Genomic DNA, 13,031 nt, shown 5'->3' with positions numbered 1-13,031 from the left:
GAAGCCCCGCTAAAACAACTCCTTCCGATACAACAAAGAAAATGTCCCGCAGAAAACCCGATAAAACAACTCCTTCCAGACGCCACAAAGAAATCCAGCAACTAAGGCCCACTCAACAAAGAGAAGATCCCTCACTCACACAGACTCTTCAGCCCACGGTTTATCCGCTCTATAAAAAATGGGCTTTAGCCCTGGGCCTTTTCTGCCTGGAAGAACAAAAAGCCCGGGGCTAACGCCCATTTTTATAAGGCTCTTGTCAGCGGGCTAAAGCCCGCTTCTCTCACCTTATTCGAGCTACGCTCGAATACCTACGCTACGTCCCACTCCTAATCCTCATCCATCTCCCGCAGCAACTCCCGGACCTTCTCGTGCCCTTCTTTCAAAGCCCTTCTACCCGCAGCGGTGGCAGTGTAGACACGCCGCGGACGGCCAGGGCCAGTGGTCAACTTCGATCGCAGAAGCCCATTCCCTTCCATACTGTGCAGCAGGGGATAGAGCGTCCCCGGGCCGAGACGATAGCCATGATGGCGAAGCTCGCGCATCATTTCCAGACCATAGATCGCTTCACGGCTTGCATGATGGAGCACATGCAGCCGGACCAGACCCGAGTAGATATCGCGATATGTCTTTGGCACCCACCCAGCGTAGCGCAAGCTTAGGCAATGCGTGTGAAATCGCACATACCGGGCATCGTTTTGGGGCGATTACATCATCTGATCATTTCACGGAGGTTTTCATGAGCCACCGCGTTCTCTACGGCGAAGATGATCCACGCCGCCATACCGCGAAACTGAAAGCAATGTTGTCTGGTGTTGCCGACTATGCCTGGCACGACGTCGGGAAAGTCAACGACCCCAGGGCTCAGGCTCTTTTGAAAACAACCGCTGAGATCCTTCTCGGCCTGCGAAAGGCCTACGACGAGTTCGAACAGGAAGGCGAGATGATCTGGCGCAAAGCTAGTTAGCACGGCCTTGATGCGTATTTAGCGCTGAAGGCGCGTTCCATACCAGCCTGGGGCAACGCCCCAGGTATCAATGCCTACCCAGTATTAAAGGGCTGAAGGCCCGCCCTATATAAGAGTCTTCAATTCCATTCGCGCCGTTCATTGGTTGACAAAGCATCCCATCCAGAGAGATGTGGCATAGTGCGATTCGCGATTATAGATCGGGCCTTCAGCCCTCACGCCTTCTTAACCATCCAAAACCTGGGGCGTTGCCCCAGGCTGGTATGGAACGCGCCTTCAGCGCTTGATCCTTCGCAGGGCCAATCTGTACCGGCACGGAGAAAACCGGATGCACTGCGCCATTTGAAAATACAAATTCAATAAGCCCTTCCATGATGGCGATGAACGACATACCGTCCAATCAACCATCCGGTCGCGCTGCCGATCAAAACATCCGTCGGAAAGTGCTGTTGCCCCATCACGCGCGTCAGGCTGACTCCGGTGGCCATCGTATAGACGCCGGCCTGCACCCAGGGCGACTTATACTCACTGGCGATCACGGCTGCGGACGACCACGCGAGCACGCTATGGTTTGACGGGAACGACGAGTCCACTCCGGCCGAGCTCTGGAAGAAGAGGCCGCGGCTGTTGTCCTTCGCCGGCCGTTCCCGCCAGAAGACCAGCTTCATACCCTCCTGCACGGCATAGCTGTCGACCAGTGCTTCAGCGGTCAGAATGCCGGTCTCCCGCTGATGAGGATCATTGCGCAGCAGGCCGGAGCCATAGAGCGCCGCGGGAATCGCGACGAGCGTACCGGTCAGTGCATTCGAGGCATTCACGCTGGTCTGGTTGAAGTTGGTATCGTGCGAGACCACCGAGCCCATGGTGTGATGATCGGTGGCAATGGCTACTCCGGTAGCTGCAGCAAGAGGTGTCAGCCACAGCAGATCCCGCGACCGGATACGCGCCGGACTGGTCCATATGCCAGCCTGGTCTTTGAGGATCTCCATCGGCATGCCGAGAATGATCTTGCGCTGGCTGGGACGGGGAGCATCGGGTAAAGACTGCTCTGTAGCTTGTGCCTGGCAGAACGGTACGGTGACAGCGATGGCGAGTGCAAGCATGCATGCACGCATGCGGAAGATAAACATGGCAAGGTCTCCAAAGGGATCGATCGGATCAGGGTTGGGCAAGGGAACACGCAGATAAAAGTGCAAACCGCTAGACCACGCGCCAATGCGCACGCTCTGTGAAGCAATCAGAAGCGGATCAGATACTGAAAGAGGCGCTTCACGTCCCTTTCATCTTACGGAGATGCAGCTTAACTCTGCCTTAAGGATATCAAGCCGCGCCTCGCAAAACGAGACTGGAAATTGAGCAAAAACTCGGGCACCATCGACAGGCACTTCTCCTGTAGGTGTCGGGTAGGGTTCCCGCATCGATGGGTGTTTTCCGCAATGAAAACGCCGCTGCACGCCCCTTCCGGGATACCCGGCAACAGGAGAAATGCTCTAGGCATTGTTTTGATTTCCAAGGAGGGATGCATGATTCCACAGGAGAAGAGCGCGTCGGTCGAGAAGGGCTTGCATGCAGCGTTCGGGGTTGCGACATTCGATGCCATTCATCCCATGGACGCCGGACTGGGCTCGGACCTGCTCTTCCGCATAGTTGTCGACGGAGCGCCCTACTCGTTACGCATCATGACCCGCATCGATGAGATCAACGATCCCGTGCGGCGGTTCACCTGCATGACGATGGCTGCCGATGCGGGCATTGCTCCTCGGGTCCGATATGTTGATATGGAGCAGGGCATCTGCATCACGGACCTCGTCGAGGAGGTTCCGCTCCTGGTCGAAGAGGCGCGTCTGCGGATACCGCAACTTCTGCGCAGGCTGCATTCACTGCCCCCGTTTCCTAAAGAGTTCAACTATGTGACGGCGAGCAAGGCGATCGAGAGATTCCATGGCATGGGCATCCTTCCACAGACGGAGATCGATGAGGTCTTTGCGTCGTATGCGCGCTTGTGCGAAGTCTACCCCAGAGATCCGCGAGATATGGTCTCGTGCCACAGCGACCTGAAGCCGGAGAACATCCTCTTCGACGGAGAGCGTGTCTGGCTGACGGACTGGAAGGCAGCTTTCGTAAACGATCGCTACTTCGATCTGGCGGTCGCTGGGAACTTCCTCATCGCAGACGAGGAGGACGAGCTTTCGTATCTTCAGCAGTACTTCGGCAAGCCTGCAGATGCGTATCAGCGAGCACGGTTCTTCCTTATGCGACAGACGCTGCATATGATGTACGCCTCGTTGTTCTTACTGCTGGGCCCAGGAGGGAAGCCGATCGATCGGAGTGAGCCGTTACCTGCATTCGATGAGTTTCATCGCCGGCTTTGGAGAAGGGAAATCAATCTGGCAGAGAGCGTGGCGAAGATCGTCTATGGACGGATTCATTGGGAGCGGTTGCTGCAGAACATGCGGCAGGCACGATTCGAGGAGGCTTTGCGGATGGTTGGGGAGGGACGTGTTACCGCAGAAGACGTCCGGACCCTGCTCCCCGTTATCTCGTGAGGTGAAAGACTTCGCCCTCAGCGGCTAAAGCCGCCGCCTGTGTCACTCCTGTGCGGGACGGCTGAAGCCGTCCCCTTAAGCACAACATTCGCACCTTCGGTGCGAACTGGTTGCGCGACGCGCAACTGAGCGATCTAGCAACTCTACCGCCAGCATTCGTTATCGACTTCGTGGGATGGGATAGTCAGGCGAGAGGGGAAATAGCGTTCCAGATACGGGAGCTATGTCTTTAGCCTGTCTTTTGTTTCGCGCATAGCGCGAATGCCTTGCTTAAGGGCACGGCTTCAGCCGTGCCGTACAAAGCCCCGCAAGGAAACGCGGCTTTAGCCGCTGAGGGCGATGTATGAGAAGCAGATTTTCTTCGCCGCGCAACGAAATAACAAACAAAAAGAAGGATCGAGCACAGCTCGATCCTCCACCCAACGCCTACTTAGTCCAACACCCTAGTCATCAGCATCCTTCCCATGTTTCGGCGACTCACTCGCATCCGCCAGCGGACGGAAGCGATGAACCGGAGCCGGCATGGCCGAGTCAGCTCCGCGAATGCTCTTCCACAGGATCTCGTTCAGCGCATACATCGGAGCGAGATCGACATCTTTGAAGTTCATCTTGCTGCTCTGCTTCGCGCCGTAGGAGTCCTTCGTGTTCTTTACGTTGACGTCGATCATCGGTTGGATGACGTCGAAGGGCGTATCCTTCGCCGTCGCACCGAACGCGGCATACATCGGCATCGCCGCGGCGTCGTACTGGCTCATCGGCGGCAGGCCGAGCAGTAGCTCCATCGACCGCACCATCGAGCTGGTCGTGTAGAGCGTGCTGTCAACGATGCCACGCTTCACATACGGGCTGATCACCAGGCCCACGGTGCGGCGTCCATCGACGTGGTCGGCGCCGTCCTGGGCGTCGTCTTCGATGATGAAGATGGCGGTGCTGGACCAGTAGCTGCTGTGGCTTACAGCATCGACAAGCTGACCGATGGCATAGTCATTGTTCGCGACCATGGCCTGCGGTGTGAAGGCTCCGGGCGTGGTGCCGCGGGTGTGATCTTCCGGCATGCTCATCACAATGTAGTTCGGCAGGCGCTTTTCAGGCTCAGTGCTGTCGTAGTTGGCTTCGAACTCCTTGAAGTCTTTCAGGAAGACTGCGACCTTATCCGTATCGCGGACGTTGAGCCCAAGACCATACTCCTTGGAGACATGGCCGACCAGCCCATCGGCTCCGGGAGCTGCTTCCATGCTGGTGCCGGTGCTGGCGCGCGCGGCGTTCTCGCCATACGAGCGATAGGTCAGGCCCTTGCGGCGGGCGACATCCCAGAGATGTCCTGCGGACGGAACCATCGCGCGCACACTGTATGAGGCGGCGCTGTGTGAGCCGTACTCGGCCGGCCACTGCTTCTCGTTGAAGTCGGTGGCGTAGGAGGAGTTCGACCAGGAGTGTCCATCGACGCTGACCTCACCATCGCAGTACAGGTTGTCGAGCACCACATACTGCTTCGCCAGCGCATGCTGATTGGGTGTGACCTTTTCACCGAAGAGCACCAGCTTCGGATCGCCATTGGCATTCGCAATATCGCCGAACTCCTGATCGTAGGTGCGGTTCTCTTTGATGATGTAGATCACGTGCTTGATCTGGCTGGCCTCGCCTACGTGCTGCGGAATCACGCTCGGCTCCTGCGGCGTCCGCGCCTCTGAAAGCATCGAGTCGCGATAAGGCGTGTTTTCTGATACCTGGCGCGTCCACTTCACGAGGTTGTCCTTCAGGTTCGTGACCGGCAGAACCTCAAGGCTGCTCTTCTGCAGCGTCTTATCGCTCTCCTTGCCGAAGTGCGGACCGTCCGGATCAGGATGGCCGCCCTCACCCTTGGCATTGGCGATATAAAGCGTCTGGTTCTTGTCGGTAAGCAGCAGGGCTGAAGGATACCAACCGGTAGGCACAAAGCCGACGACCGTGCTGTGCTCGCGGTTCTCAATGTGAGCGACGGCGATGGAGTTGTTGTCGGCATTGGCGATGTAGAGCAGCTTGCGCTCGTCATCGATGGCCAAGGCGTCGGGCGTCGAGCCCTCCGGCGCAAGCGGAGTCTGTGTCGTCGACAGCCGCTCCAGTACCTGAAGCGAGCGCGTATCGATCACGTAGATAGTGTTGTCATTCGAGCAGGCAACAAAGAGGCGGCCGTCGGCAGAGAGCTTCATCTCGTTCGGGTTCATACCGACGCGCACCGTGCGAATGACCTTATTGGTTGCGGTGTCGATCACGCTGACCGACTCGCTCGACCAGTTGGAGACGAAAAGCAGCTTACCGTCCGAAGTCAACGCAGCCTGGTAGGGAGTGGTCTCGACCGGGATACGGGTGACGATCTGGCGTGTCTTCGCATCGAAGACGACCACGTTACTTGGCCCGGAGCCGGTGCCGCGATTCACTGCATAGAGCTGGTGCTTGCCGGGCAGATAGGTAAGACCGGACCACCACACCAGCTTGGGATCGATGCTTTCTATCAACTTGGCGGTTGGCTGTTCGCTCAGCCGGCCATCCTTATAGGTGAACTCATAGACCGGAGCGATGGGATTCTCCTGGTTCTTCGATCCCGATGCATTGCCGCCGGCGACGTAGAGCGTATGGCCATCGGAGGACCAGGTCATCCCCAGCCAGGCCGATGGCAGCTCGATGTGCTGAACCTTCTTCTGTGTTTTGGTGTCGAAGACATCGAGGCCGTGCGGCAAAAAGCCCGAGTTGATGGAGATGATGGCCTTGCCGTCCGGCGAGGGGGTGAGGTTCATCACCAAGTCTCCCATTTCGCCGATGGCCTTACCGGCGGGGGTGATGCGCCATCCATTGGGAAGATCGGAACCATCGGAGAAGTTGGTCGGCAGCCGCTTCGTCTGTTCTCCCAGAGGATGATCATGTACGGACGGCGTCTGGCTGAAGGCTGTGCCGCTTGTGGACAGCGCAAGCAGACATGCGCATGCGGCAATGGACGAAGACGTAAATCTGGTAGACATCTGGCTCCCCGATCGTTCAGTTGTGCGGTTGATTGGGCGTGTCCGCAGCGAACTCTTCGGACACCAATTCTGTGGCGCAATATAGCACCCGCGTGCAATCGGACGATAAACGGATGGTTTGCTTAAGCGGAGCTTAAGGTGATGAGCCATGTGTCAGAGGGCTATGTTTCGGGTCGTTCGATAAAATCTCTCCCGATCTGTACTATCGATACGCTCTGTACGCCTGGAATTATGGAGTAGGCAATGAATATCTATTGGGTTGAATCCACCGCACCGAAATCGATGGCCATCGTTGCACGTCCCAGGGGGAATGGTTCATTGGAAGCCGAATTGCTCGCCATGCGCCGCGAGGGGATCGATGTCCTGGTCTCTCTGCTGACAACGGCGGAGCAGCAGGATCTCGGTCTCTCGCGCGAAGGTGAAACATGCGAGAAGGTTGGCATCGAGTATGTGAACTTCCCAATCACGGATCATGGGCTCCCGGCATCGCATCAGGAATTTGGTCTCCTGGTGGAACGGCTTCAGAAAAAGCTCGACGCGGGAAAGCACATTGGCGCTCACTGCTTTGCCTGTATCGGCAGGTCTTCTGTCCTCATGGCTTCCCTGATGTGTGCGCAGGGGACTACCCCACATGACGCATTCCTGCGTCTGGGAACGGCTCGCGGATTTCCGGTGCCCGAGACGCTGCAGCAGATGAAGTGGGTGGAGCAGTTCGCCCGCACGTTCGGTGAGAGATAGATCTACTTCGTTGGATGTTTGTGGCTTCCTCGCCCACCCTAACTCCGTGAGGGTGGGGCACCCCGATAGCACAGGCCAGGTGTTTTTTACGTTCTCCCCTTGTGGGTGCCCCACCCTCGCAACGCTAGGGTGGGTGAGGCATGCCCATAACTTTTGACAAGATACCGCTTCATAAATTTCCCGGAACTTTTACCCAACCAACCTCGTAGTTGCTCTTCAGACGGACGCTGCCGGTCACGTTGTGAACGTGGCCGTAAGTCTGCACCGACGCGCCCACACAACCCGCAACCATCGAGGTGTCCTATGAAGTTTCTGGCTGCCGCAGCCTTTGCTGCGCTTGCGCTCCCGCACGCCCTGTCCCGGCATGTTCTGGCACAGACCGCCTGCACGGGAACGCCGCTTACCGGCGTCGTGCACGACAGTACGCAGGCCATCATTCCCGGAGCGCTGCTAACGCTCGACAGCGGACCTGCCGCGACCAGCAGCTCCGATGGACACTTCCGCCTGGCCTGTGTTCCCGAAGGCTCACATCGTCTCTCCGTTTCCGCGCCGGGCTTCGCTACACAGACCGTGACGCTGCGGTCTCCGCACCCCGCCTCACTCGATCTGCTGCTGAAAGTAGAAGAGGTGGAGACCAATGTAGATGTCAGCGGAGATGACGACACTCCGGCCACCAACGCGACTTCAAGCGGACCCACACAGACCATCTCGGGTGATCGGCTGCATGCACTCGCCGATGACCCAGATGACCTGACCCGACAGCTCCAGCAACTCGCCGCCGCCGCGGGTGGAAACCCTTCGAATACAGTAATCGCCGTCGATGGCTTTCAGGATGGCAGCAAGCTTCCACCCAAGAGCACCATCGCCTATATCAAGGTGAACCCCGATCTCTTCTCCGCGGAGTATCGTGAGCCTCCCTTTGGCGGTGGCCGAGTCGAGGTCTACACCAAGCCCGGCCAAAGCGCCTATCACGGAGCGCTGTTTGCGACCAACGGAAGCCCGTGGATGAACGCACGCGATCCCTTCTCGACCAGCAAAGCGTCTCTTGGAAAGCAACGCTACGGCTTTGAGCTGACCGGGCCGATCCGTAAGAAGGGCAGCGACTTCGTCCTCGCACTGGAACATCGCAGCATTGACAACTTTGCCGTCGTAAACGCCTTTACGCTCGACAGCACAGGCAGCCCGGTCAGGACGGTAGGCAACGTCGCCACACCGCAGCGGCTGTGGATCGGCAGCGCCAAGATCGACTGGCAGCTCGGACCGAAGAACACCTTCATCGCCAGCTACAACGCCAACGTCAATCATCTGCAGAACCAGGGCGCCGGCGGAACCTCACTGGCCGAGACCGGTTACGACAGCCAGCAGTCTGAACACATGCTTCGCTTCAGCAATATCACGACTGCTTCTGTTCACCTGATGCACGAGGCCCGTGTGAGCCTGCGTTGGAACGGTGAGACCGACACGCCTGCTTCGAATGCAGTCGCCGTGCAGGTAGCAGGAGCCTTCACCGGCGGCGGTAACACCCTGGGGCCGCAGCATCGGCGCGAGCTCAATATGGAGATCCTCGACGACGCCATCCTCACAACCAAGAACCACACCCTGAAGATGGGCACGCAGTTGATGATCTATCGCGAGCGTCAGCAGCTGACAACCAACTTCAACGGCACCTATACCTTCGGCGGCGGCAGCGCTCCGGTGCTGAGTGCCGGTGGCAGCGCTGTAGCGGGACAGACCACAACCATCTCCGGGTTGGAGCAATACCGCCGCGCGCTATTGGGGTTACCAGGGGGAACGCCCACTGCATACAGCAACGTAGCCGGCTCGCCTGTGGTGAACTTCACGCTCGTGCAGGACGCGTTGTTTATTCAGGACGACTGGAATATTGGCCACGGAGTTCACGTCGCATCCGGCGTGCGCTACTACCTGCAGAACAATCCCGATACCTTCAGCTCCATCACACCGCGAATCGGCATCCTGTGGTCTCCGAATGCGAAGGGTACCTGGACACTGCAWGGGCACTTCGGCATGTTCGCCGGCCGCTACAACAAGGGCGACCAATCCGAGGTGCAGCGCATGAACGGCATCGACCGTATCACCAGCACCATCTACAGCCCGGTCTACGGCAATCCGTTCAGCGGCGCGACGCCGATCCACAGTATCCGTACCTATAACCCGCATCTCTCCAACCTGACCTGGGCGGCAGAGAACATCGGTGGAACCCGCACGCTGCCGCATGGCTGGAATCTCTCCATCGACTACTTCCTCGCGCGCATCTGGAACTACACCCGTTCGCCCAACATCAACTCGCCGCTCAACGACCAGCCCACCGGGCCGCGTCCTGGTCCTGCCAACCTGAACATCTTCGAGATGCAGAACAGCGGACAGGGCAGGGCGAATGTTGTCTTCATCGGTGTCGACCAGCACTCGTATAAAAAAGTGCAGTTCTCTTTCGGCGGTGTCCGCGTCAATCTCCTCGACGATACCGACGACAACGAGTTCTCCAGCCCGCAGAGTTCGCGCACCAACGCGGGTGAACTGGCGCGGCGCACCAGCCAGCCGCTATGGAATGTCTTCGCCAACGGCACGCTCAAGCTGCCGGAGAAGCTGGAACTGAGCAGCACCTTCAACGGCCACGGCGGCAGCCACTACAACATCACCACCGGCTTCGATAACAACGGCGACGGCAACTTCAACGACCGCCCACAGTATGCCTCCGCGGGCACGCCGGGCGCGGTCTCCACGCAATGGGGCTGGCTCGTCGCTTCGGGAGGAACCGGTGCCTTCCAGCGCAATGCGGGCACCCTGCCCTGGACCCTGTATCTCGACACCAACCTGCAGCGCGCCTTCAAGCTGACACACAACGCCAAGGCAGAGCATCCGCAGACGCTGACGCTGAACGTGCGCTCGGCCAACATGATCAATCACAAGAACGTCACGTCTGTCGGAGGCGTGCTGGGCTCGCCGCTCTTCGGCGTACCGTATGCAGCGGATAACGGCCGTCGTGTCGAGGCTGGGTTGAGGTACGCGTTCTAAACAAGCACGACTTCTTGGGTAAACCACGACTCTGGGTGCCCCATCCATCGCGTATCGGGGTGAACCATTAGAGCGAAGCTCGAACCGGGTGGGAGCAGCGGGCTTCAGCCCGCCGATTTGAGAGGTCAAAAAACGACGGGCTTTAGCCCTGGGTTTTTATTCTGATAAACAAGAAGGTCCAGGGCTAAAGCCCATTCTTCCGAAGCTCATATCAGCGGGCTAAAGCCCGCTGCTCCCACCCAGTCGGAGTCATCTCTATCGCATTTGACTCACACAATCCTCGTTCTCGCCTAAAGAACGAACGTCGTCTCCTGACAAACCCGTGACAACTCATCACCCCTTTGTCATCCATCATGGGACGTGCGCGTAGCGAGAACAGCGCCGTACTTCGCCTGGATAGAACGCAGCATCCTCCTGCTCGCGGTGCTGTATCTCTCGTTCCACACACTGCCGCACGCCTGGAAACAGCTCAACACCGACTTCCCAAACTACTACCTCACAGCAAAACTAGTTGGCGAGCACACCGACATGGCGCGCGCGCAGGAGTGGGTGTGGCTGCAACGTCAGAAAGACCTTCACGCCATCCCCAACCCGCTGATCGCGCTTGTCCCCATCACGCCCTTCTCCACGCTCATCCTGTATCCCTTCACCGGCCTCGAGCCGCTTACAGCGAAACATGTGTGGATCGTCTGTAATCTGCTGTTGCTCATCCCCATCGCCTGGTTCTTGCGACGCCTGACCGGGCTTTCCTATACGCGTATCGCTCTGGCGTTCGCGTTGTCGCTGCCGCTGCATCGCAATCTGCTCGATGGCCAGTTCTATCTCCTGCTTCTCCTGCTCATCGTGGCTGCGCTCTGGTCGTATGTGGAAGGCCACGCCGCCGCCGCCGGAGCCCTGGTCGGCCTGGCGGCAGCATGCAAGATCTTTCCCGCTGTCCTGTTCATCCTCTTCTGGAGAAGGCGTGCCTGGAAGGCGCTGATCTCCGGCTTGCTTACGTGTGGTGCGTGTCTTGCCTTTGCGATCGCGATCTTCGGAACACAAATCCACCACGTCTATCTGCACGAGGTGCTGCCGGCAACGCTTCGCGGCGAGGTGCTGCCGCCCTATGCCACGGCCAGCGGATCGATCTCATCGCTGCTGCACTATCTCTTTCTCTCCGAGCCCGAGTGGAACCCACATCCGTGGCACACGTCTGTCACGGCGTACGCTGTCCTGCTGCCGCTGGTGCAGATGCTCCTCATGGCGCCGGTTGTTCTGCTGCTGGCATCCCGCAGGGAGAGCAGAGAGGTCGTTGTTCTGGAGTGGTGCACCCTGCTTTCGGCAGCGCTGACCGTCTCTACCATTCCGGCTTCGTACAACTTCGTCCTCATCGTGTTGCCTCTCTGCGTCCTGGCTGTGCGCGCCCTTGCGCAACAACGCTGCAGATGGCTATTCGTCATGCTGGTGGCCTTCGCTGTTATCGGGGCGCCCTTTCCCTCGGCGGGGCCGGGGCGTGGGCTCTCGATCCTGTTTTTCATGCCGCGCCTTCCCATCATGATGGCTGCCACTGCGGCGATGGTATTTCTGCTATGGAGGGAGAGAGAACCCTCCACCCGCTTCTGGACGCTGGAGAACCGCGTCTTTGCCGCTCTCTTCCTGCTCAGTGCCGGATTGACCGTGATGCGTACGCTCAAGCTGGAGACACTCGCCCGCACGGAAATGGCATATCGTCTACCGGCTGATCATGCCTTGGGATACCTGCGTTCCTCGCCGCAGAGTTCGGACGGCAAACTTCGATACATCGCGATGATGCCAATGGGCTATCGCCTGGTGACCGAAGACGGCATGACGCGCACCCACGATGAAGCAGGGATCGATGACCTCTCGTTTGCGGTGAACGGAAATGATGTCTGGGTGGAAAGGGCGCAGGCCCGGCAGTCAGTGATCGTGAGGCAGTCCGACTTCCGTCCGCTGGTTACCGGGGCACACGATCCGGCCTTTTCCGCTACCTCTGGAGCGGCTTATCTGCGCGATCATCTCGGTCGCGGACAACTCTGGCTTGCAGGGTCGTCGCAGCCGCTTACGCCGGAATCGCTCAATATCTACGAGGCCGCATTCCACTCGCGCGATCTGTATGCCGTCTCCGCGGCAGTCGATGGAAAAGCACCGGCGCTCTATCTGAAGTCTCCAGGCAGCGCGCTTGCGATGTTGTCTACCGGAGAGGCTCGTTATCCTGCGATCTCACCCGATGGGAAGTGGCTTGCCTATAGCCGCTTTGAAGCCGGCTTCTGGAATCTGTGGCTGCGCGATCTGTCGAATGGAGCGACACAGCGAATCACAGAGCTTCCATGCAACCAGATCCAGCCCTCATGGGAACAGGACTCCAAACACATCGTCTACGGAAGCGACTGCGCCCGCGCGTTGTGGTTCACGGCGGTGTCGCGGCGTCAGATTGTGCCGTAGAGATGAACCGATGGATGGAAAAAGCGCTGAAGGCGCGTTCTATATCAGCCTGGGGCAACGCCCCAGGTATCGGATAGCGAAGCGGCAAGAGGGCTGAAGGCCCGACCTATAATCACCAATCGCGTAATGCCACGATCTCTACAACAAGACGGTTCATCCCAACCCGGGTGCCTGTAGGAGGTCAAGAGGTTGTTGACATCTGGAGCCTGCTGATGGGCGGGCGTAGGTTGAGGCTAGCATGAGGTCTTTGTTGGTTGTAGAAGTCTGTCCAAGGGGCGAGTTGGGTGTCTCTTTGTTCTGAGTTTTCCCAGT

The 13,031-nt window shown here is 58.5% G+C and carries 10 protein-coding genes; 6 read left to right on the top strand and 4 right to left on the bottom strand.

Annotated features, from left to right (window positions below; translation table 11 throughout):
- Window positions 1-233: hypothetical protein (locus AB4Y89_RS24165; RefSeq protein ID WP_442303507.1), on the top strand; the 233-nt coding region annotated here is incomplete at its 5' end.
- Window positions 234-326: 93 nt separating this feature from the next.
- Here AB4Y89_RS24165 and AB4Y89_RS24160 read toward each other — a convergent pair.
- Window positions 327-635, bottom strand: coding sequence for a PadR family transcriptional regulator (locus AB4Y89_RS24160; protein ID WP_442303506.1), 309 nt, complete (start codon window positions 633-635; stop codon window positions 327-329).
- Between the two features lie 101 nt (window positions 636-736).
- Between AB4Y89_RS24160 and AB4Y89_RS24155 the strand changes: the two genes are divergently transcribed.
- Entirely contained in the window at window positions 737-964 is a 228-nt protein-coding gene (locus tag AB4Y89_RS24155; protein ID WP_442303505.1) for a hypothetical protein, read from the top strand.
- Window positions 965-1,320: 356 nt separating this feature from the next.
- Here the strand turns inward: AB4Y89_RS24155 and AB4Y89_RS24150 are convergent, their stop codons facing one another.
- On the bottom strand, window positions 1,321-2,094 hold the full coding sequence (locus AB4Y89_RS24150) for a phosphatase PAP2 family protein (protein ID WP_442303504.1): 774 nt from the start codon (window positions 2,092-2,094) through the stop codon (window positions 1,321-1,323).
- Between the two features lie 393 nt (window positions 2,095-2,487).
- On the opposite strand from AB4Y89_RS24150, the gene AB4Y89_RS24145 reads away from it, so the two are divergent.
- Window positions 2,488-3,510 (top strand): phosphotransferase, encoded by a 1,023-nt coding sequence (locus tag AB4Y89_RS24145; protein WP_442303503.1) that lies wholly within the window; start codon window positions 2,488-2,490, stop codon window positions 3,508-3,510.
- A 443-nt stretch (window positions 3,511-3,953) separates the two neighbouring features.
- Here AB4Y89_RS24145 and AB4Y89_RS24140 read toward each other — a convergent pair whose 3' ends face one another.
- The gene (locus AB4Y89_RS24140; protein ID WP_442303502.1) at window positions 3,954-6,506 is read right to left on the bottom strand and encodes a bifunctional YncE family protein/alkaline phosphatase family protein; all 2,553 of its coding nucleotides are present in this window, start codon (window positions 6,504-6,506) and stop codon (window positions 3,954-3,956) included.
- Between the two features lie 243 nt (window positions 6,507-6,749).
- Between AB4Y89_RS24140 and AB4Y89_RS24135 the strand changes: the two genes are divergently transcribed.
- From AB4Y89_RS24135 to AB4Y89_RS24125, 3 genes are all read left to right on the top strand, one after another.
- Window positions 6,750-7,244, top strand: a complete 495-nt coding sequence (locus AB4Y89_RS24135; protein WP_442303501.1) for a protein-tyrosine phosphatase family protein — start codon at window positions 6,750-6,752, stop codon at window positions 7,242-7,244.
- A gap of 303 nt (window positions 7,245-7,547) precedes the next feature.
- Entirely contained in the window at window positions 7,548-10,277 is a 2,730-nt protein-coding gene (locus AB4Y89_RS24130) for a carboxypeptidase regulatory-like domain-containing protein (RefSeq protein WP_442303500.1), read from the top strand.
- 360 nt (window positions 10,278-10,637) lie between these two features.
- Window positions 10,638-12,719 carry a glycosyltransferase 87 family protein gene (locus AB4Y89_RS24125; RefSeq protein ID WP_442303499.1) on the top strand — a complete coding sequence of 694 codons (2,082 nt, stop codon included), beginning with the start codon at window positions 10,638-10,640 and terminating at the stop codon, window positions 12,717-12,719.
- A gap of 181 nt (window positions 12,720-12,900) precedes the next feature.
- Here the strand turns inward: AB4Y89_RS24125 and AB4Y89_RS24120 are convergent.
- On the bottom strand, window positions 12,901-13,031 hold a 131-nt coding region (locus AB4Y89_RS24120), incomplete at its 5' end, for an integrase core domain-containing protein (protein WP_442301167.1).

This window comes from Terriglobus sp. 2YAB30_2, assembly GCF_052114765.1.
Classification (GTDB): domain Bacteria; phylum Acidobacteriota; class Terriglobia; order Terriglobales; family Acidobacteriaceae; genus Terriglobus.
The sequence above is the reverse complement of the archived record's forward strand: the minus strand, read 5'-3'. Positions and strand labels throughout refer to the sequence as shown.

Bases quoted from the DNA above. Each gene is read 5' to 3' on its own strand.
- AB4Y89_RS24145 (WP_442303503.1), top strand. From the start codon at position 2,488: ATGATTCCACAGGAGAAGAGCGCGTCGGTCGAGAAGGGCTTGCATGCA.
- AB4Y89_RS24140 (WP_442303502.1), bottom strand. From the start codon at position 6,506: ATGTCTACCAGATTTACGTCTTCGTCCATTGCCGCATGCGCATGTCTG.
- AB4Y89_RS24155 (WP_442303505.1), top strand. From the start codon at position 737: ATGAGCCACCGCGTTCTCTACGGCGAAGATGATCCACGCCGCCATACC.
- AB4Y89_RS24135 (WP_442303501.1), top strand. From the start codon at position 6,750: ATGAATATCTATTGGGTTGAATCCACCGCACCGAAATCGATGGCCATC.
- AB4Y89_RS24150 (WP_442303504.1), bottom strand. From the start codon at position 2,094: ATGTTTATCTTCCGCATGCGTGCATGCATGCTTGCACTCGCCATCGCT.